Annotated in this window: 21 protein-coding genes and 1 riboswitch; of the genes, 10 read left to right on the top strand and 11 right to left on the bottom strand. The window is 38.1% G+C overall.

All coding sequences use genetic code 11. The annotated features are described in order from the left end of the window. Both MKY76_RS08535 and MKY76_RS08530 read right to left on the bottom strand, forming a co-directional pair. Positions 1–2,037 carry a hydantoinase/oxoprolinase family protein gene (locus tag MKY76_RS08535; protein WP_054550816.1) on the bottom strand — a complete coding sequence of 679 codons (2,037 nt, stop codon included), beginning with the start codon at positions 2,035–2,037 and terminating at the stop codon, positions 1–3. A 450-nt stretch (positions 2,038–2,487) separates the two neighbouring features. Beyond that, positions 2,488–4,167, bottom strand: coding sequence for a formate--tetrahydrofolate ligase (locus MKY76_RS08530; RefSeq protein WP_048390103.1), 1,680 nt, complete (start codon positions 4,165–4,167; stop codon positions 2,488–2,490). A 213-nt stretch (positions 4,168–4,380) separates the two neighbouring features. Here MKY76_RS08530 and MKY76_RS08525 point away from each other — a divergent pair, with 213 nt between their 5' ends. Continuing rightward, positions 4,381–4,581, top strand: a complete 201-nt coding sequence (locus MKY76_RS08525; RefSeq protein WP_004269397.1) for a cold-shock protein — start codon at positions 4,381–4,383, stop codon at positions 4,579–4,581. Positions 4,582–4,726: 145 nt separating this feature from the next. After that, on the top strand, positions 4,727–5,005 hold the full coding sequence (locus MKY76_RS08520) for an amphi-Trp domain-containing protein (protein ID WP_112117762.1): 279 nt from the start codon (positions 4,727–4,729) through the stop codon (positions 5,003–5,005). 363 nt (positions 5,006–5,368) lie between these two features. Here the strand turns inward: MKY76_RS08520 and MKY76_RS08515 are convergent, their stop codons facing one another. After that, complete coding sequence (locus MKY76_RS08515; RefSeq protein WP_342557655.1) at positions 5,369–6,154, bottom strand: VOC family protein; 786 nt, start codon at positions 6,152–6,154, stop codon at positions 5,369–5,371. A gap of 149 nt (positions 6,155–6,303) precedes the next feature. Here MKY76_RS08515 and MKY76_RS08510 point away from each other — a divergent pair, with 149 nt between their 5' ends. Beyond that, complete coding sequence (locus tag MKY76_RS08510) at positions 6,304–6,789, top strand: flavin reductase family protein (RefSeq protein WP_048390098.1); 486 nt, start codon at positions 6,304–6,306, stop codon at positions 6,787–6,789. Between the two features lie 90 nt (positions 6,790–6,879). Here the strand turns inward: MKY76_RS08510 and MKY76_RS08505 are convergent, their stop codons facing one another. From MKY76_RS08505 to MKY76_RS08485, 5 genes are all read right to left on the bottom strand, one after another. After that, positions 6,880–7,035, bottom strand: coding sequence for a YezD family protein (locus tag MKY76_RS08505; protein WP_004269393.1), 156 nt, complete (start codon positions 7,033–7,035; stop codon positions 6,880–6,882). Between the two features lie 71 nt (positions 7,036–7,106). Continuing rightward, positions 7,107–7,202: riboswitch (SAM riboswitch) on the bottom strand. A 170-nt stretch (positions 7,203–7,372) separates the two neighbouring features. Then, positions 7,373–8,467, bottom strand: a complete 1,095-nt coding sequence (locus tag MKY76_RS08500) for a heparan-alpha-glucosaminide N-acetyltransferase domain-containing protein (RefSeq protein WP_342557654.1) — start codon at positions 8,465–8,467, stop codon at positions 7,373–7,375. Next, the gene (locus MKY76_RS08495; RefSeq protein WP_319840175.1) at positions 8,451–9,053 is read right to left on the bottom strand and encodes a TetR/AcrR family transcriptional regulator; all 603 of its coding nucleotides are present in this window, start codon (positions 9,051–9,053) and stop codon (positions 8,451–8,453) included. Before MKY76_RS08495 ends, MKY76_RS08500 begins: the two co-directional genes overlap by 17 nt. 102 nt (positions 9,054–9,155) lie before the next feature. Further along, positions 9,156–9,830, bottom strand: coding sequence for a phosphopantothenoylcysteine decarboxylase (locus tag MKY76_RS08490; protein ID WP_048390090.1), 675 nt, complete (start codon positions 9,828–9,830; stop codon positions 9,156–9,158). A gap of 71 nt (positions 9,831–9,901) precedes the next feature. Then, positions 9,902–10,783 carry a LysR family transcriptional regulator gene (locus MKY76_RS08485; protein WP_048390089.1) on the bottom strand — a complete coding sequence of 294 codons (882 nt, stop codon included), beginning with the start codon at positions 10,781–10,783 and terminating at the stop codon, positions 9,902–9,904. A gap of 133 nt (positions 10,784–10,916) precedes the next feature. Between MKY76_RS08485 and MKY76_RS08480 the strand changes: the two genes are divergently transcribed. Both MKY76_RS08480 and MKY76_RS08475 read left to right on the top strand, forming a co-directional pair. Beyond that, positions 10,917–11,816: a DMT family transporter gene (locus tag MKY76_RS08480; RefSeq protein WP_004269389.1), complete on the top strand. Its 900-nt coding sequence runs from the start codon at positions 10,917–10,919 to the stop codon at positions 11,814–11,816. 136 nt (positions 11,817–11,952) lie between these two features. Further along, positions 11,953–12,309, top strand: coding sequence for a hypothetical protein (locus tag MKY76_RS08475; RefSeq protein ID WP_342557653.1), 357 nt, complete (start codon positions 11,953–11,955; stop codon positions 12,307–12,309). A gap of 115 nt (positions 12,310–12,424) precedes the next feature. Here the strand turns inward: MKY76_RS08475 and MKY76_RS08470 are convergent, their stop codons facing one another. Both MKY76_RS08470 and MKY76_RS08465 read right to left on the bottom strand, forming a co-directional pair. Further along, positions 12,425–12,862: a general stress protein gene (locus MKY76_RS08470; RefSeq protein WP_048390084.1), complete on the bottom strand. Its 438-nt coding sequence runs from the start codon at positions 12,860–12,862 to the stop codon at positions 12,425–12,427. A 190-nt stretch (positions 12,863–13,052) separates the two neighbouring features. Next, positions 13,053–13,493, bottom strand: a complete 441-nt coding sequence (locus MKY76_RS08465; protein ID WP_054550810.1) for a DNA starvation/stationary phase protection protein — start codon at positions 13,491–13,493, stop codon at positions 13,053–13,055. A 217-nt stretch (positions 13,494–13,710) separates the two neighbouring features. Between MKY76_RS08465 and pepF the strand changes: the two genes are divergently transcribed. Next, a complete protein-coding gene (pepF, locus tag MKY76_RS08460; protein WP_257961359.1) occupies positions 13,711–15,525 on the top strand; it encodes an oligoendopeptidase F in 1,815 nt (604 codons plus the stop codon). A gap of 227 nt (positions 15,526–15,752) precedes the next feature. Beyond that, on the top strand, positions 15,753–16,736 hold the full coding sequence (locus MKY76_RS08455) for an SEC-C domain-containing protein (protein WP_342557652.1): 984 nt from the start codon (positions 15,753–15,755) through the stop codon (positions 16,734–16,736). A gap of 66 nt (positions 16,737–16,802) precedes the next feature. On the opposite strand, the gene MKY76_RS08450 is transcribed toward MKY76_RS08455, so the two are convergent. Next, positions 16,803–16,994, bottom strand: a complete 192-nt coding sequence (locus MKY76_RS08450) for a zinc-finger domain-containing protein (RefSeq protein ID WP_004269383.1) — start codon at positions 16,992–16,994, stop codon at positions 16,803–16,805. 187 nt (positions 16,995–17,181) lie between these two features. On the opposite strand from MKY76_RS08450, the gene MKY76_RS08445 reads away from it, so the two are divergent. The 3 genes from MKY76_RS08445 (at position 17,182) to MKY76_RS08435 (ending at position 19,327) form a co-directional block, all read left to right on the top strand. Then, on the top strand, positions 17,182–17,574 hold the full coding sequence (locus tag MKY76_RS08445; RefSeq protein WP_066037704.1) for a ribonuclease HI family protein: 393 nt from the start codon (positions 17,182–17,184) through the stop codon (positions 17,572–17,574). Positions 17,575–17,805: 231 nt separating this feature from the next. Next, positions 17,806–18,603 (top strand): amino acid ABC transporter substrate-binding protein, encoded by a 798-nt coding sequence (locus tag MKY76_RS08440; protein WP_054550807.1) that lies wholly within the window; start codon positions 17,806–17,808, stop codon positions 18,601–18,603. A gap of 67 nt (positions 18,604–18,670) precedes the next feature. Further along, positions 18,671–19,327 (top strand): amino acid ABC transporter permease, encoded by a 657-nt coding sequence (locus MKY76_RS08435; protein ID WP_004269380.1) that lies wholly within the window; start codon positions 18,671–18,673, stop codon positions 19,325–19,327. The last annotated feature ends 6 nt before the right edge of the window (positions 19,328–19,333 follow it).

Here is a 19,333-nt window from a genome sequence, read left to right as displayed (position 1 = left end):
TTATTTCCCCTCCATCTCTACTATCAAATTGCCGTATTTATCAATTTCAATTGATTGATTATTATTGATTACGACCGTAGATGTTGGATTTTCCACTATTGCAGGACCTGTAATGACATAGCCAGGTACTAATTTTTGTTGGTCATAGACATTGACCTCTACCCAACCTGTTCCCTTCACATATAAATTGCGTTGTGCCTTGATACATGTGGAATTGTCGATATGAGAGAAGTCTAGCTCTTTAAATTGAACCGCCTCATCTTTCCCGTAGATTGTAAGATGTAAGTTGACTAACTCAATTGGTGTAGCTGGTAAATCAAAAGAAAACTCTTGTTTATGTTTGATATGGAAGGCTTCTGCTAATGCAAGTAGCCCCTCTTCATCAAGCGTAATAGCTGATGCATTTAATTTAACGGCATGCTCTTGACCTTTGTAGCGTAAATCATAATTAATTTCAAAATAATAATGATCCTTTGATAATGGTGCATCTGCATAGGCATTAGCAATGACTTGATCAATATTTTCTTGAATAGCCGCAAGATGGTCTTTGTCAAAGTTCATTAAACTTGTTTGAATGTAATCTTGTCGATATTCGGTCATCATCATTCCTAATGCTGAAAAGACGGATGAGCCATAAGGAATAATGACTTTTTTCATACCAAGCTCTTCTGCTAAATTAATCGCATGTAGTGGACCACCGCCACCAAATGCCACCATTGTAAAGTCTTCAGGATCATAGCCTTTACGAATAGAGATCAGCTTCAGTGCATTTAACATATTGGAGTTTGCAATATCTAAAATACCCTGTGCTGCTTCTTCTGCTGACACATTAAATGGTTTCGCAATTGCTTCAACAAGAGCCTCCTCCACTTTGTCAATGGATACTGGGTTGTCAAAGTTTGCTAAGGATAATCTTCCTAAATAAACATTGGCATCTGTAATTGTTGGCTGTGTATTCCCTAAGCCATATGCTACAGGCCCTGGCTTTGCCCCAGCAGAATCTGGTCCAACCTTTAATGAGCCAAACTGATCTACACGTGCGATAGAGCCACCACCATTTCCGATTTCGACAATATCTACTACAGGTGTTTTAATTGGATAGCCCGCAAATTTTTCATTTCTTTCAATATAGTAATCTGTTGTGACATTGACTTTGCCATCTGTAATAAGCGAACATTTTGCTGTCGTCCCACCAACATCAAAAGCTATGATATTCGATTCATTTAAAAGTTGGCCTAATTTAGCTGCCCCAAACATCCCTGCTACAGGTCCAGATTCAACGAGGTTGATTGGTAGCTCCATTGCTTTATCAAAGCTTGTAGTCCCGCCATTCGATTGCATAATTTTTAAATGGTCTGTAATCCCAATTGTGCTTAATTTCTCTTTTAGGCTTTTTAAGTAGGCATGTGCAATTGGCTTTACATAAGAATTTAGGACTGTCGTGTTTGTTCTTTCATACTCACGGTATTCTTTAATCGTTTCACTTGAAAGTGTAATATATACTTCCGGCCAAATTTTTAAAATGGCTTCTTTTAACTGTTGTTCATGAATTGGATTTTTATAGCCGTGTATTAAGGAAATGGCAATCGCCTCAACACCTAATTCCTTGAATTTATAAACGATCTCGTCAACTTCCTCGGTATTAAGCGCTTTCATAATATTTCCTTTAAAATCAATTCGCTCATCAATTTCTTGACGTAAATAACGCTCTACAAATGGTTCTGGCTTTTTATATTTAAAGTTATATAAGTCTGGTCGATTTCCACGAGCAATTTCTATAACATCACGGAAACCCTTTGTTGTAATTAACCCAACTACACCCCCTTTTCTTTCCGTTAATGTATTGATGATAACCGTCGATCCGTGAATAAATGATTCAATGAAAGAATCTTCCGTTACATGTCGTCCTAATACATTTAATATGCCATCCTCAAAGTGACCAGGTGTCGTATGTCCCTTATCAAAATGAAGATTTCCTTTTTCATCTGTGAAAACTAGGTCAGTAAAAGTACCGCCAATATCTGTTGCGATTTTCAAGACTTCATCCCTCCGTGTTCCTATTATCGGTACAGTGTTCCGAATTAGAATTAAATAAATTATATTTAAAAGAAAAAGAAAATTCAATGTATTTTTTAAATAAAAATTCATTTGACAATTGTCCTTCGTTGTAAAAACCCGCTCTATCTTTCCAATATCAGAGAACTATTGATAAAAAATACCAAACACATTTATATAAGGAAAGTTCTCGTGATTTTTGTGCAACATAAAAAAGATCCTAGTTTTCACTAGAATCTTAAAATCGTTTAAAAAAAATTAATTTTTGTGAATTTTTACTCAAGAGGTGGATGAAGGAATCATCCGAAATTTTACTTTTATACCATATTTGCATTGTAGATAGACGATGAATTGGGTCACTTCTTACGAACCATGTTTACCCATTATCAATAAAAAAGCTGCCCATTTAAGTAGGCAGCTTTTAATATTCTGTTAAAACAATCCTACCGCATGTCCTTCGTTATCGACATTCATACGTAGCGCAGCTGGTGCTTTTGGAAGTCCTGGCATTGTCATAATATCGCCAGTTAGACAAACTAAGAAGCCTGCACCAAGCTTTGGAATAACTTCGCGAATTGTGATGGTAAAGCCTTCTGGACGACCAAGTAAACTTGGTTGGTCTGATAAAGAATACTGGGTTTTCGCCATACAAATTGGAAGGGAGTCCCAACCAAATTTTTCGATTTGGGCAATTTGTTTTTTGGCTTGGTCTGTAAATTGCACATCTTTCCCGCCATATACCTTTTGCACAATCGTACGTACCTTTTCTTCAATTGACTCTGTTACATCATATAAAGGAGAGAAGTTGTTTTCTTCCTCTAGCACAGCTAGTACTTGCTCAGCTAAGGCTAGACCACCTTTACCGCCCTCTTCCCAGACATTCGTACGGGCAATGCGAACATGATTTTCTTGACACCAGTTCAGAACGGCTTCTAGCTCAGCCTCTGTGTCCGTGATAAAACGATTTAAGGCAATAATTGGTTCAACGCCAAATGTACGAACTGTATCTACATGTTTAGCTAAATTCTCAATCCCTTGTAGAAGTGCTTCCACATTTTCGCCTACAAGCGCTGTTTTCGGTACACCACCATGCATTTTTAAGGCACGAATTGTCGCTACAATGACAACTGCGCTTGGTTTAAAGCCTCCCTTACGCGCTTTAATGTTCATGAATTTTTCAGCACCTAAATCAGAGCCGAAGCCCGCTTCTGTCACCACAATATCAGCTAGCTTACGAGCGGTTTGTGTCGCCATAATGGAATTACAGCCGTGGGCAATATTCGCAAATGGACCACCATGGATAATAGCAGGTGTTCCCTCTAATGTTTGAACTAGGTTTGGCTTAAAGGCATCTTTTAATAATAGTGTTAAGGCACCCTCTACCTGTAAATCACGTACAAAGACAGGCTCACGCTCGAAAGTATAGCCAATCACGATACTAGCGATGCGCTCACGTAAATCCTCAATGCTTGTTGCTAAACAGAATACCGCCATAATTTCAGAGGCAACCGTTATATCAAAGCCGTCCTCGCGCGGCATGCCTTGAACAGGACCACCTAATCCCACCACTACCTTACGAAGGGCACGATCATTTAAGTCCATGACACGCTTCCAAATAATGCGTCGTGGATCAATGTTAAGTGTATTTCCTTGGTGGATATGATTATCAATAAATGCGGATAAAGCATTGTTAGCTGTTGTAATCGCATGAAGGTCGCCAGTAAAATGTAAATTAATATCCTCCATTGGTATAACTTGTGCGTAACCTCCGCCAGTTGCGCCACCTTTTACGCCCATGACTGGACCTAATGATGGTTCACGTAATGCGACCATCACCTTCTTATCTAATTGATGAAGGGCATCTGCTAGTCCAACAGTCACAGTCGACTTTCCTTCACCAGCTGGGGTTGGACTAATAGCTGATACTAATACTACCTTTGCATCCTCGCCCTGAGCAGTAATTTTTAATGGGTCGATCTTTGCTTTGTAGCGTCCATACTGCTCAAGAGCATCCTCTGGAATACCCGCAGCATTGGCAATTTCCGTAATAGGTTTGATCACTGCTTGACTAGCGATTTCTAAATCTGATAATGGTTGATTTTTCGTTGTCATTTGGCATCCTACTTTCTATGTTGTTCATTTCCATTATAGTCTTAATTGTGAAAAAAAAGAAAGCCAGATATGCAAGCATTTCGTCAATCAATTGACTTATTTGTTCAATTCCTGTATGTTCTAAGAGAAAATGCAATTTTTTCACATTTTCTCAATGAGTGCACCATTTATTTAACTTTATTTTACATTCAAGCGCATTGGAGGCGAATGCTTATGCAACAGGGGATCGTAAAGTGGTTCAATAATGAAAAAGGTTATGGCTTTATTGAATGTGATGATGGCGAAGATGTATTTGTTCATTTTACGGGCATCCAGGAGGAAGGCTTCCGTACACTTGAAGAAGGTCAAAAGGTTTCATTTGATGTTGTGGAAGGCAATCGTGGACCCCAAGCATCAAATGTTGTAAAACTATAAGCGTAATGGGACTATCCGTGTAGTTCCAGATTAGCAGCGGATTAGGAAATGCATCGTTTCCTTCATCCGCTTTTTGTATTGTTTTATAAGCTGAATGCCCCCTCCATGTTATAATAGAAGTAACAATACGTAAGGAGGGATTTCGATGCAAAAACAAAATAAACCCATGACTGAAGTTATTTTGAAGCATAAAGAACGACAAAGTGTAGCAGAATTTGCAGCAACACTGGAAACGATTGCAAAAAAGCTTAAAGAAAATGGTGAATTCACTTTTGTTCAAGACACAGAGCCAACAGTTGTCAGCCCAAGTGAACAGCTCAAAATCGAATACTCCTATACAAAAAAGGGCGACAAGCATTCATTTGAAATTGAATTTGATTGGTATACAGGTACAGAAACACCGAGAAAAATGACAATTGAATAATAATTGGCAACGAAAATCCACTTCTCTGATGAAGTGGATTTTTCCATATTGTTGAATTAAAGATCATGTCACTAGCTAAAACTTTTTTTAGCAAGGTTGGGGTGATTTCGCTCCAGGGTCTCCTCTGTAACGCTAAATCCACAGGAAAGCAAGTAGCCAGCATCAGAAATTCTATTGATGGTTTTTCAATACTTATGTAAAGAGGCTGGAGCAACAGTGTTTCAGCCCATAAAAATACCGAGCTATCCACTAAAACGCTTACGAAGTGTTTTGGAATAGTTCGGTTTTTTTATCATGTTTGTTAATTTAAAGATTATTCAGCTTTATGAAGGTCCCAGTTAGTTATGGCCCAGCCTTTTCTCATTATCGATTTATCCAATAAAAAGCACCAGGGCAAACTAAAGTTTCCTTTGTTCGTTTAGGATCCTTTAATGTCACACCAAATGGTCCCTCTTTGACATGACCAAGTGTCATTGTCATCGCGCTCTCTTCCTCATAGAAATCTAAGCGCATATTCGGTAGCTGTAGTGACAAATACTGCTCATGTTGCGTAGGCACTGGTAGCTGTAACACCTCTTGCCACAGCTTAACTGTTGCCTGCATGTCCTTGACGTAGAATTGGACGGATTCCATCGTTATAGCCTGTTTGACATCAATGGCACCACTTGCCTTTAATTGAACCAAACGCTCTTCATCTTCCTCCGCCCATTCAATCAAAAATGGAAAATCAATTGGCAGATCTGGCTTACCAAAATGCAGTAGCTTCCATTCTACCACAGTGCCATCTGGTCTTGTTCTGCTACATGCATCTGGTCCATATACTTCATAGCCCAATGCTCGCAAGCGTCGACCCTCTTCCTCAATATTTTTTGTGCGCAGAGCAATTCGAGAAAATCCCTGGCGCTCTTGATCACGTTTAAACGTATAATGTAGGGAATATGGGTATTGTGCCGCTTGCTCAAATAAATCACGATCATAGATAGCAATTTGTTCAATATAGCTTAAGCCAAAGTAGCTTAACGTATTATAAGTCCCCCACATCGTGTGCTGCCCACCATTCACTGTATGGACATTTCGTTTATTGAAGAAAACCTTTATATTTTCTGGTGATTCCACTTGATGAACCAAATGATCAAAATATAAAGTCATGGCCATTCCCCTTTCTTTCCCCATTACCTTTACCTGTATGTTTGATTAGTTTAAAATTTACTCAAGAAAAGGAGTTACTAGTAGGATATGAAAAAAAGTTTCGTTTACCTACAAACTCCGTTCACTAATTTCATAAAGAGGTGATTTGAATGACAGATTTAGTAGCTGCTTTTAAATTGGCATTAGGTAATTATCCTACAGGTGTAACAGTTGTCACGACATGTCATGACACAAAACCGATTGGCTTAACCGTCAATTCCTTTGCATCTGTTTCAATCGACCCGCTCCTTATTTTATGGTCACTCGATAAAAAATCTCAGCTCCATCCTTATTTCACGACTGCGCCAAATTTTGCGGTCAATATTTTAGCGAGTGATCAAGAGCATTTATGTACACTATTTGCCAGTAAAATCCCTGATCGCTTTGCACAAGCAAAATGGTCAACTTCCTCTTTAGGACTACCGATTTTACATGATACAGCAGCTAATTTACAATGTAAAACATTTCAGCAAATCGATGCTGGCGACCATACCATTTTTATTGGGCAGGTCGTAGACATTACAAATGCTCAAAAAGAGCCTTTGCTTTATCATCGCCGTCATATCGGTCCCATACCAAAAAGCTTTTATAGCTAGCCTTTACACAAAAAAAGGGCCACTTGTAAGCACAGGAAATCCTTCATGCTTATAGGTGGCCGTTTGACATAAGTTCTACTGAAATCATTGTTATTTTTTCTGCGGAAATCTCTGCTTTTCAAGCCTATTAATTTGCACAATCACACCATCTTGAATCGTAATATGCACTTCACCAAATTCAAGATTTTGAATCGCCTTCGCAATTGCCTCTAGTTTCTTATCATCTACTTTTACTGACTGAGCCATACGAAACACCCCTTCTTTCTTATTCCTTATTGTTCATAAAGAGGCCAACGCATCAAACTGATTGATAGCCCCTCCTATCTCTCAGACACCATCTGTTGGATTTGGCACCTGTTTTTCGGTTGCCGAGGCTTCATTGGGCCAAGTCCCTCCACCTCTCTTGATAAGAGTACTGCGTTTCTTGAAAATAATTCTATAATTCCGCTATAGGAATGTCAATACAAAATATTAGAAAACCTAGTTGAATACTATGCAATATGTCGTTTAGATTAAAAGACTCCCTAAACCTAAAGTATTTTATGCCTAGTCAGTGAGAAATAGATGGCAATCCATTAATTTATTACGAGCTCCATTTCCTCATTATGAATTCAAGTGGGCCTCGATGATGTTTAGCCCTCCACCATACAGAAACAAAGACACATCCTAAAAAGTAACAGCAGGCATACAGCATGGAAAAAGCAAGTGTTTGGTTCTCCAGCTTTTGGCAAACAATTAGTATTCCAATGCCTATAAAAACATGGCCAACATAATGCGTTAAAGACATTTGTCCTGTTAATATGAAAGATTGAATAACTTTATTTTTACATGTCTCTACAAGATAGATGGAGCCAACAATGATGACAATAGCCGAAGCCGAATTAGATAGGACATACATCATATTCGGTGGAATCGGTCCTGTATCAAATAAATACAATGCACTCTCTACATCTAATAAATGAATGGTTGTCATCTTAATGAATAACGTTGAACAAGTCTCAGTCATGATGACTAACAATAAACCTATCACCAGTAAGTTTTTTCTTAATGTATGATTTGTTAAATCTAATGTGCCCACTACCATACCTATCAGAAAGAAGCAAATCCAGGGGAATAGTGGATGATAGCCATTAAACATCAAATTTCTTATAAATCCTGCTGGTGTCCAAAAATCAAGATACTCTAGTAGCACATATGTTGGATGCCAACCAGCAAGGTAACTAAATTGAATTTGAAGCCATTGTGAAAGGATGAGGATGACACCGATTATGAACATCATCCTTTTCTGAGATTGGGCAATCAAACATGCGGCAACAAACATATACACGCCATAATAATGTAATATATCTCCTGTCCAACCGACCGCATATAGTACTATCCCTATCACGAATAACAAAAATGACCTCTTCCACAAAGTAAGTCGATTCTCGCGAAGAAGCATTGGGTCCTTAGTCTCTCTAGCGTGACGAGTCATTAAAGCTGTCCCTATTCCTGCTAGCATGACAAATACGGCCGAAGCACGTCCCTCGAAAAGATGTTGGAAGGCAATTAACCATGTTGAACCATTCGTTGTAGAACCTGTTATGACGCCAAAATTGACAATGAACATGCCAAGCATGGCGAGAGCTCTTGCAAAATCAAGACCTTCAATGCGCCGATCATCATTTCTTTTTGTCATCTTTGCCCCCTTGGATAGCGCTATGTACAGCCTCCTTCCAAATAGCCCTATAGTTCAATTGGTTGCCTGTTAACATGAAATTACCGATATTATCATAGACGAGGGCTAGCATCTGTGCCTTCGCTTCTATATGTGGAGTATCCTCTAGCACGCCTAGCTGTACGCCATATCGTAGGATAGCAACAAAGCTCGTTAAAAAGCTGGTTTCTAGCTCTACTAATTGTCTTTTATAGTTTTCATCGCGGGCCGCTAATAGTACATATTGATTAAATATTTTATTAAAATAAGGGTCCTTGTCCTGTGCCTCAATAGATTTATAGCCTAGCTTAAGTAATTCCTCCTTAAAATTAGCAGAAGAAAGCTCTTTATAATCCACAGCGACATCATGTTGAATTTCTTTGTACAATTCATCAAATATGAAAGCGATTAATTGATCTTTTGATTGAAAATAATAGTAAATGGCTGGTTTTGAAATACCGACCTCTGTAGCAATCATTGCTAAGCTTGTTTTTTCAAATCCATTTTCCGCAAACATCCCATAAGCAATTTCTATAATTTTGTGAAAAGTTTGTTCTTTATTTCCCATTATTACCCTCCTTTTTTACCGACCGTTAAGTAAATATTATAGGATGCTAACCTTTTAGACAAGAAAAAACTGTGTAGAAATATTTCTCTACACAGTTCACATTTATTGATTTTGTAAATACATCATTAAAGCTTCTGCTGTTTTTTGCTTACCCATTACTTTAAGAGGCTGTCCATCAGCAGGTACAATCCAATGAGGTTCATCCCCCCCATATAAAGACTGAGAGCTATTTGCTACCATAAATTGTGCATTGGCTGTTTCCATACGCAGTCTGGCACGAGCTAACAAGAATTCCTCATCATTCGTTGCTTCGAGTTTAAAGCCTACTAACGTTACATTCGGTTGCCATCCCTTAATTTGACCTAATACTTTTGGTGCTTTTTTAAAATGAATAATAGGTGGTTCGTCAGAAGGCATTTTCCCCGTTTCCTCCATTAAATTACCTGATTGATCATATACTTTGTCAATGACCCAATCAGAGCCCGCAGCCGCCATAATGACGATATCGACATGTTGTTGTTGAACTGCATGACGCACCTTTTGTCCTAAATCCTCTATGCCTTCAAATTGTATCAATGTCATATCATTTTGGTTTTCTGGAAGCTGTGCAAAGTAACCATGCATGTATACTACGTTAGCGCCAGCAGCCAGCGCCGCCTCTGCTAAATAACACCCCATTGTGCCTTTTGATAAATTCGTATGACCTCGTACACGATCCCATTTTTCAAGTGTTCCCCCACTTGTAATGAGTACGGTTTTGCCCTGTAATGTCCCCATACACTCACCTATTTTCTGAAATATATACAAATACTATTTTAACGTAATGTAAGGATAGGCTTCAATAGCCACTATTTTAGAGAGCTGTTTTGTTCTTTTAGCCAAGCACTTAATATCTCTGCAAATTTCTTTGTGACGGGAGAAGCATGGTGTTTCATGGCAATACCAATCGTTCGGTAGCCACCTTGCTTTAATGGAATCGCCCTCAATGTTGGCGGTAAATTTTGAATAACCAACTGAGGTAAAATACTGATCCCTAAATGATGAGAAATCATGGAAAGAATCCCTACCTCCTCGGAAAGCTCAAAGCGGATATTCGGCTTAACATGATATTGCTCTAATAGCACCTTGACATCATTTGTCCCTTTATAGGAAGTCATAATAAATGGCATATCCTCTAAATCTACGATATCAATTTCTGTCTTATCAAACAATGGACTTTTATCCGAAACAATACATAATAATGGGTCTTGTTGGAGCTCAGTGAACTGATATTGCTCTGACTTTTGACCATTCAAAAATCCTGCTTCTACTTCACCACTTAAAAGCCATTGTTCAATTTCATAGTAATCTCCCTCTCGTAACTCCACCTGTATCCCTGGAAATTGATTATCCATAATCCGAACAATTTCTGGCATCCAATTTGAAGAAATACTCGATATCACACCAATTCGAACCTTACCTCGTGTCACGCCATGAATGTGAGCTGCTTCCTGTTGCAATAATTCCTGAGCATCCAAAACCTGACGCATTGCCCTTAGCATTGTTTGTCCCTCACTCGTTAATGTCACACCCACACGACTTCGATGAATGAGCGCAAAGCCAAACTCTTTTTCTAAACTCGACACGGCATGACTCACAGCAGATTGTGTTAACCCTAGCGCATCAGCTGCTTTTGTAAAGCTTGCCACCTCTGCCACCTTTGTTAAAATCTCATATTTCACTAAGCTCATCCGCAATCCCTCTATATACATGAATTTTTTTAATCCTATTCATTATAAACATTCGTTTTACTAATCACAACACAAGATATATAGTAATTTTTAGTATAAAACTGTTTTAGTACACAGATGGTAGGTGAACATAATGAGTATCCAAGGAAAAGCAAATGTATTGATGGTTATTGTCACAATGTTTTGGGGGCTCTCTTATACCTTTATGGTCATGGGGCTAGAAACGTTGGCAGTTTATAATGTGGTGGCATTACGTTGTATCATCGCATTTTTCGTAGCAGGACTTATTTTTTACAAACGGATGATCAAAGTAAATGGTAAAACATTAAAATATGCGGCTATTCAAGGATTTTTATTATTCATTGTGTTCGCGTTAAGTTTATTTGGTTTACAATCTACTTCTGTTTCAAATGCTGGCTTCATCTTAAGCCTAACGGTCGTGTTAGTGCCGATTTTCAGCAGCTTTATTGAAAAAAAATTACCTTCTCGAGCAGTTAGCTTTGCAATCATTTGTACCATGATTGGTATTACCGTCTTAACAGCACACGGCTCATTCACATTCCATAAAGGTGATTTATTAGTAGCAATTGCTGCGTTATGTTATTCAATTTATTTACTTTTAAATAGCTCATTCACACGAAATGTAGAGTCCATTTCATACGGAATTTATCAGCTTGGATTTGCTGGTATTTATGCACTTGTGTTAACCTTTCTATTCGAAACACCGACAATGCCAAATTCAGCAATATCCTGGATTGCAATTTTAGGGCTTGGCATCATCTGTAGTGCGTTTTGCTTTGTGGGTCAAACTGTTGCACAACAGTATACTTCTGCTACACATACAGGTCTTATATTCTCCTTAGAACCAATTTTTGCCGCTATGTTTGCCATGATGTTTATCGGAGAAGGCATAACAATGAAATTAATGATTGGTGGCAGCTTCATTCTTATAGGGAATTTAGTAGCACAATTAGAGCATTTCCATGTATTACGTTTTATGAAAAAGGATGCACAGGAAAAAGTCATACAATAATATAGTGCATATGAATAAAAAAGGAAGCTGAGAGTTACTTCTCAAGCTTCCTTTTCTACTATGTATTGAATTTATAGCACGATTACATGTAAAATAGTATAATTTTTACAGGGACGAAAATAAAGGAGATTCATACATGCAAATTCAAACCTTACATACGTCATATTATTTACCAACCAAGGATAATCAACCAACTCAAACACAAAACCTACTGGATTTAATGAGACATGTCGGTGGCCGTGAAGAGGAAGACGAAAAAAAGAACAAATCGAAAATTGAGGTCAGATACGAAAATGGCTATGTACGTCAATACCTTGTCAAACCAACAGGACAAAGGGTTCTCCTCATGGAAACCAAACAAAGCCTTGATATGAGAGAATCTACTAATTTACAAGACCTGCTTTCGCAACCTTTTAAAAAGAAAACAAGTGATCCTATTCTCTCAATACTAAATGCGAAAAATAACATTTCTAAATATAAAGATGGCATTTAAAAAATAGCCCTTCTTTTCAAGAAATGCTAGATAAAATAATAGACAAAGTCGAAACAATCGACTTTGTCTATATTCAAACTAGCGAGGAATAGTCATATCTCGTTAGTTTGATTCATTATAAAAATCTTCTATATTGCTCTGCTTCTGCCATACGCTGTTGATTTCTTAAACGCTCCTCTTGCTCTTCAGCAGTCTCTGGATATGTTTGGAGTGTATCGACATCATCCTCATGTTCTGCATATAAGACAATACTTCCTTGTTCTACAAGATGCGCATAGTAAGCGATTTGTCCCTCTGACAGATTAAATCGTTTTAAACCCTCTGTAACAGCTGAGTCGCCTGTAAACCAAGATTTAAATTGATCTACCCAATTTCCAGCCTCATGCGTTTGCACATCGGCATCCCATTTTACATCCTCAAACTGTTGGGGATCTCTCGCAATAATATGAATATCGTCTTGGTGATAACCTTCCATTCGCATATTCTCTAAAATGTGAAGCATTTCATCCCTTGTATGGGCCACCTCAATTTTTGGATTTTGTTCATTCATCATGTTCAATTCCTCCTATGTTGTATGGCTTACTAGGTAATTACCCGCACTACACACAAACAAACCCATTTTACTAAACTGTAATAATTGTTAAATTGCCTTAAACTACGTTGCTGATTTGACATAATAAGTTCAGGGCAGAAAAAAAGCATGCTGGAGAGAATTTCTTCTTCAGCATGCAAATTGTCAATTTTTACTTGTCAAGAAAGGCCTTTAACATCCATGTATGCTTTTCAAGAGACTGATACATGGCATTGAGTAAATCCTCTGTACGGTCGTCTCCTTCTTCTGCGGCTAGCTCCATTGTAGAATTTAAAGCTTTCATCAGCTTTTGGAAATCTGAGATTGTCGTTGCAACCATGTCCTCTGTCGTTTCTTCACCTGTTGCTTCATCTACATAGGATAGCTCTAGATGCTCTTTTAATGTTGCCACTGGCTTGCCATCCTTTGATAAGATACGCTCTGCTATTTCATCTAAATTCAATGTTGTTTCATTATATAGCTCTTCAAATTTTGCATGCAGTGTAAAGAAGGCTGGACCTGTGACATACCAATGATAATTGTGTAGCTTTGTATAAAGCACAGACCATGTCGCCACTAGCTTATTTAATTGTTTGTTTAAGTTTTGTGTCATAATCAATTTCTCCTCCAATATGTCTTGTTCTAGCCATTAGTATGAGTAATAAAAGATGTTGGCTATACACTCATTGTTCCCGACCGACAATATTTCAAACATCCTTCATGAGAAACGATTTAGAGTAAGAATATTTCAACTATTCTATGAAATTATTTCACTTTCCGAAATAGTTTCGTTATAATGAAATCACTTATATGTAAAGGGGTGTCCATAAATGAAAGTTTTACCATTACGAAAAGATGTTGCAGTAGAGGAAACTTGGGATTTAACAGATTTATTGAGCAATGAGGCTGATTTTGAACCTACCTTAGCACAATTAGTGGAAGATGCACTTAGCTTCGAGCAACAATACAAAGGTACGATTACAAATGCACAAAAAGTAATCGACGTGTTAACAGCCTTTGAAGAGCTACAAAAAAAGTTTGTTCCGATTGGCACATATGCAAGCTTGAATCTTGAGACAGATCGCACAAATGATGTAGCACAAATGCGTGCTGCAAAGTTTGGTACAGCTATCGGAAAAGTCAGCAGTGCACTATCCTTCGTGCGCAGCGAGTTACTAGCATTGGATGAAGCTGTTTTACAAGAAGCAGCGACATTAAGCCCTCTTTACAAACGATATCTAGAGGAATTATTAAAACAAAAACCACACCAGCTCCATCCTGAAGTGGAAAAAGCGCTGGCAGCCTTCAGTGCCACATTTGACGCGCCATATAAAACGTACAATACGACGAAATTAGTGGACATGGATTTTGGCGAATTTGAAGCCAATGGCGAAAAGCATCCTCTTAGCTTTGTGCTGTACGAAAATGACTGGGAGTTTGAAGCAAATACAGATGTACGCCGTGCTGCCTTTCAAGCTTTTTCAAGCAAGCTACGCGATTACCAGCATACAACGGCACAAGTATATAACACACATATTCAACAAGAAAAAACAATGGCTGACCTAAGAGGCTTTAATTCTGTCATTGACTATTTACTATTTGATCAGGATGTCGATCGTTCACTCTATAATCGTCAAATTGATTTAATTACAAAAGAGCTTGCCCCGCATATGCGTCGCTATGCAACGTTAATTCAAAAAGCGAACGGAATCGACCAAATGACATTTGCAGATTTAAAAATTGCACTTGACCCTGATTATGATCCAAGATTATCGATGGCTGAGGCAAAAGAATATGTTGAAAAGGCTTTAGCCGTTATGGGTAATGACTATAATCAATTAATGGAGAGAGCCTTTAATGAACGTTGGATTGACTATGCGCCAAACAAAGGAAAATCTACAGGGGCATTTTGTTCAAGTCCGTATGGTAGCCATCCTTATATTTTAATGTCTTGGAATGAACAAATGAATGAAGTCTTTACACTTATTCATGAGCTTGGTCATGCTGGGCATTTTGCAAATACGTATGAACATCAATCTTATCTTAATAGTCGTCCATCTCTATACTTTATTGAAGCGCCATCGACAATGAATGAAATGCTGTTAGCGAATTATTTACTAACACATAATGAAGATCTACGCTTTAAACGTTGGGTAATTTCCAATATTGTAGCGAAAACATATTATCATAACTTTGTTACACATTTACTAGAAGCTGCCTATCAACGCAAAGTATATGAATTAATTGATGCTGGAGAAGCAGTTAATGCAACCATCCTCAATCAATTAAAACGTTCCGTGTTGGAAGATTTCTGGGGCGATACAGTCGCTATTTCTGAAGGTGCTGAACTCACATGGATGCGTCAGCCGCACTATTATATGGGCCTTTATCCATACACATATAGTGCAGGGTTAACCATCTCCACACAAGTGTCTCAACGTATTTTAAAAGAGGGCGATCCAGCTGTTGAAGATTGGCTAGCAGTTCTTCGGGCTGGCGGTACAAAATCACCAGTGGAGTTAGCGCAAATGGCTGGTGTTGATATTACGACTGACCAACCACTTCGTGATACAATTGCCTACATTGGCCATTTAATTGATGAGCTTGAACGTCTAACAGTGGAAATCGAAGCGGTTCAGCAATAATTTAACTAGAAAACGATCCTGCCTATTCAAGGTATAGATCGTTTTCTTTTTTTAGTTCTAAGTAGAAAAATACGTACATATACTAGAATCAGGGCGTCCCTCTATATTTTTTAGATATTTCAAAATAGACAATCATTTTTCTTCATACAAAAGTACCGTTATTATTAAGAGTACGCAAATTATTTAGCAATATACGATTAACAATGATTAAAGGAAGTGTTCTAATTATGGTAAAACGTAATGATCCATGCCCATGCGGTAGCGGCAAAAAATATAAAAAATGTTGTGAAGGCAAACAACAAGTAACAGTGGAAGCAGTACAAATCGAAGAATTAGAGCGTGTGCTACAAACATTTTACTTAGAATATCCAGAACGTAAAGATGTTCGTGCCTATATTGAGCATGTGGGCACATGGCAGCCTAAATTAGAGAGCGTTTTACAGCGAGAGCTTATTGAAGCCATCACTTTAGACGACTTTTTCTTCCATCAAGAGCCATCTATTTGGAAAAATTATTTGAAGAAAACGAAGAAAAAAGCGGTAAGACCTTCTACAGTCAAAGTACTTGAAGATTGGTCTCAGCCTACTTTATTTATTGGTACGGTGTCTGTTGTTGAGGAAAAATATTTCAAGGCTAATCATATACTTACAAATGATGAGCTTTATATTCGACGTGAAAATAACAAACCGATTCCTGAAGGTATGCATGTATTTGCCTTCATTTTACCAGATGGAACGAAGAAATCGGCTCATTATTTAGCTGTGTCTACACTGATTTTCTTCCCAGAGGATCATGCGAAGGTCTTTGAAGAATTCAAGAAGCGCTTTGAGGCTTCAGAGAAGAAGGTTGGCTCCTTCTTAAAAGAAGAGCACCTAGCATTTTGGGAGTTATTAGTATCAAATGGCTATAAAGGTGAGGAATTTTCAAACTTTGAGAGCAATGTCCTGACACAAGTAAAAGACTTCCTAGAGCAAAATGAGCGTGAAACAGCACCGATGCTTGAGCTTTTAGAAGACTATTTAATTGAAGGTCAACCGACTGCGCGTAAAGAAGCGGCCATTGCAGCTGGTGCGATTCGTTACGGTCAGGAAAAGGAGCTGTTTGAGTCCCTTTCTATGACGGTAAAAGAAATCGCTGCGACATTCGATATTTCGGCTTCCTCTCTTACAAAGTATTACCAAGATCTAAGCAGCTATGCTGAAACGAAATAATCTTGACAATTAAAGAAGCTACATGTACTAGCGTTTTGCTAATACATGTAGCTTTTTCTCATGTGTTTATTTGCTATAAACTTTTAAAAGTTCTTCCCCTAGGAACTGTAGCTTTTCTCCAACTGAACAGGCTTCAATGCAGAAACGATGAGCCCCTGGTTTACCACGTTCTTTACGTAATTGCTTAATCACTAAGCAATCCGAACAATACGTATCATGCAGTTCATCAATATCCTTCATAACCGTCACTTTATCCATGTTGAACTCTCGCTCCTTTCACGTCCAAAATTCACTTCCTACTATTATGAAGCGTTCAATTTCAACAAGCAACTATTTTGTTTACTTCCAACGTATTTTTTTCAAACACGAATTGCCCCACAAGGATGCTTTGCCCATAGCCTTGTTGTACAATTATAGAGAAGTCAAAACGCAAAGTAGGGATGATATGTTAGAGGTTTATATAGATGCTGCCAGTGCAGGAAATCCCGGGCCAAGTGGTATAGGAATATTTATTAAAGGTGAAGGTCACCAGATCCAAATCAGCGAGTATATTGGGGAAACAAACAACCATATTGCTGAGTTTTCAGCATTGGTTCGTGGTCTTGAAGAAGCACAAAAGCTAGGCTCCCCTCTTGTCTCGGTGCGTTCAGATTCCAAAATCGTTGTTGCTTCTATGGAAAAAGAATATGTGAAAAATGAGGAATTTAAACCTTATTTAGAAAAAGCTTTAGCGCTTGCTACTAGCTTTGATTTATTCTTTATCAAATGGGTGCCCGACTCACAAAATAAAGCGGCTGATGCCTTGGCACGAAAAGCAATCCAAAGCAAAAATGGCTAGCTCATTTCACAGGACTGTTCTATTGGAGCAGTCCCTTTTTCTTTTCCCTATTCTTCAGTTACTTACTTTCCCCCAATTTCATTATTTTATGATATTCAAAAAATAGCTAGAAAACGCCACTCATTTTCTGATTAATCCAAAACGATATTGACATTGTTAGAGTACGATGTTATCCTTTAACACATTAGTAGTTTAGCAAACGAAAGCGTTAGATTAGAGGGGGAAACTAAAATGAAACGTGTATTGACTTTATTTATGATGCTGACAGCTGTCATCGTTTTAGCAGCATGCGGTACTTCAAAAGAAAAGACAGCAGAAAAAGACGAAACAGCAGCAGATCAAGAAAAAATTATTATTGGAATTGACGATAAATTTGCACCAATGGGCTTCCGCGATGATAAAAATGACATCGTTGGATTCGATATTGATTTAGCTCGCGCTGCAGCAGAGCATATGGGCGTTGAAGCAGAATTCCAGCCAATCGATTGGAAAACAAAAGAGGCTGAATTATTAAGTGGACGTATTGATTTAATTTGGAACGGTTATACCATTACAGATGAACGTAAGGAAAAGGTTTTATTTACAAAGCCTTATCTTGAAAACTCTCAAGTTGTAATAACAAAGGCAGATTCAAAGATTACGAAGCTAAGTGATTTAGCTGGACAAGAAGTAGGTATTCAATCCCTTTCTTCTGCAGCCGATGCATTAAACGGTAATCCAATTCACAAAGAAGTGAAAAAAATTACAGAATTTGCGGATAATGTTTTAGCATTATCAGACTTAAAAACAGGCCGTGTTGATGCTGTAGTAATTGATGCTGTAGTTGCAGAATATTACATGACACAAGAGCCTGACACATTCAAATTATTAGAGGAATCACTCGCACCTGAGCAATACGGTATTGGTGTGAAACCAGGAAATGAAGCCTTATTAGAAAAACTACAAGCCGCGTTAGACAAAATGAATGAAGACGGTACTGCGGCTGACATTTCAACAAAATGGTTCGGTGAAGATAAAGTATTAAAATAATGACAGGATACATCAACTGTAAGAGTTTCCTTAGCGGAACTCTTACTCTTTTTGGAGGGACATCGTTATGGCGGATTACTGGCAAACTATGATATTACCGATGCTAGAAGGGGCAAAAATGACAGTTTTACTGTTCTTCATTGCCATTCTGGTATCGATTCCATTTGGCTTTTTACTAACACTCGCCGTAAAAAGTCGGATAAAACCACTTGCTTGGCTTGCACATACGTATATTTATATCATGCGTGGTACACCACTATTACTACAATTATTATTAATTTGCTTTGGTTTACCTATGCTGCCAGTAATCGGTGAATATTTAGTACTCGATCGTTTTGTGGCCGCTTGTCTTGGCTTTATTTTAAATTATGCTGCCTACTTTGCAGAAATATTCCGTGGTGGTCTTCTTGCCATCGATAAAGGACAATATGAGGCAGCCCAGGTACTCGGTTTATCCAAATGGCAAACGACGACACGTGTTATTTTGCCACAAATGTTTCGTGTCGCCTTACCTGCATTATCAAATGAATCCGTTACACTAATTAAGGATACAGCCCTACTTTATGCAGTTGCTGTTCCAGAATTACTACATTTTGCGCAAACAGCTGTCAATCGTGACTTCACAATTACACCGTTCTTTATTGCTGGAGCAATTTACTTAGTCATGACCCTTGTATTGACCGTGTTCTTTAAATGGCTAGAAAAACGCTTTAAATTCGAATAGAGGTGA

It is taken from the genome of Lysinibacillus sp. FSL P4-0201, assembly GCF_038593425.1.
Taxonomy (GTDB): domain Bacteria; phylum Bacillota; class Bacilli; order Bacillales_A; family Planococcaceae; genus Lysinibacillus; species Lysinibacillus capsici.
This window is presented reverse-complemented; position numbering and strand designations above follow the sequence as displayed.

What these genes read in the sequence shown, in the direction of transcription:
- MKY76_RS08530 (WP_048390103.1), bottom strand. Translation starts at nt 4,167, where the DNA reads ATGACAACGAAAAATCAACCATTATCAGATTTAGAAATCGCTAGTCAA.
- MKY76_RS08525 (WP_004269397.1), top strand. Translation starts at nt 4,381, where the DNA reads ATGCAACAGGGGATCGTAAAGTGGTTCAATAATGAAAAAGGTTATGGC.
- MKY76_RS08520 (WP_112117762.1), top strand. Translation starts at nt 4,727, where the DNA reads ATGCAAAAACAAAATAAACCCATGACTGAAGTTATTTTGAAGCATAAA.
- MKY76_RS08515 (WP_342557655.1), bottom strand. Translation starts at nt 6,154, where the DNA reads ATGACTTTATATTTTGATCATTTGGTTCATCAAGTGGAATCACCAGAA.
- MKY76_RS08510 (WP_048390098.1), top strand. Translation starts at nt 6,304, where the DNA reads ATGACAGATTTAGTAGCTGCTTTTAAATTGGCATTAGGTAATTATCCT.
- MKY76_RS08505 (WP_004269393.1), bottom strand. Translation starts at nt 7,035, where the DNA reads ATGGCTCAGTCAGTAAAAGTAGATGATAAGAAACTAGAGGCAATTGCG.
- MKY76_RS08500 (WP_342557654.1), bottom strand. Translation starts at nt 8,467, where the DNA reads ATGACAAAAAGAAATGATGATCGGCGCATTGAAGGTCTTGATTTTGCA.
- MKY76_RS08495 (WP_319840175.1), bottom strand. Translation starts at nt 9,053, where the DNA reads ATGGGAAATAAAGAACAAACTTTTCACAAAATTATAGAAATTGCTTAT.
- MKY76_RS08490 (WP_048390090.1), bottom strand. Translation starts at nt 9,830, where the DNA reads ATGGGGACATTACAGGGCAAAACCGTACTCATTACAAGTGGGGGAACA.
- MKY76_RS08485 (WP_048390089.1), bottom strand. Translation starts at nt 10,783, where the DNA reads ATGAGCTTAGTGAAATATGAGATTTTAACAAAGGTGGCAGAGGTGGCA.
- MKY76_RS08480 (WP_004269389.1), top strand. Translation starts at nt 10,917, where the DNA reads ATGAGTATCCAAGGAAAAGCAAATGTATTGATGGTTATTGTCACAATG.
- MKY76_RS08475 (WP_342557653.1), top strand. Translation starts at nt 11,953, where the DNA reads ATGCAAATTCAAACCTTACATACGTCATATTATTTACCAACCAAGGAT.
- MKY76_RS08470 (WP_048390084.1), bottom strand. Translation starts at nt 12,862, where the DNA reads ATGATGAATGAACAAAATCCAAAAATTGAGGTGGCCCATACAAGGGAT.
- MKY76_RS08465 (WP_054550810.1), bottom strand. Translation starts at nt 13,493, where the DNA reads ATGACACAAAACTTAAACAAACAATTAAATAAGCTAGTGGCGACATGG.
- pepF (WP_257961359.1), top strand. Translation starts at nt 13,711, where the DNA reads ATGAAAGTTTTACCATTACGAAAAGATGTTGCAGTAGAGGAAACTTGG.
- MKY76_RS08455 (WP_342557652.1), top strand. Translation starts at nt 15,753, where the DNA reads ATGGTAAAACGTAATGATCCATGCCCATGCGGTAGCGGCAAAAAATAT.
- MKY76_RS08450 (WP_004269383.1), bottom strand. Translation starts at nt 16,994, where the DNA reads ATGGATAAAGTGACGGTTATGAAGGATATTGATGAACTGCATGATACG.
- MKY76_RS08445 (WP_066037704.1), top strand. Translation starts at nt 17,182, where the DNA reads ATGTTAGAGGTTTATATAGATGCTGCCAGTGCAGGAAATCCCGGGCCA.
- MKY76_RS08440 (WP_054550807.1), top strand. Translation starts at nt 17,806, where the DNA reads ATGAAACGTGTATTGACTTTATTTATGATGCTGACAGCTGTCATCGTT.
- MKY76_RS08435 (WP_004269380.1), top strand. Translation starts at nt 18,671, where the DNA reads ATGGCGGATTACTGGCAAACTATGATATTACCGATGCTAGAAGGGGCA.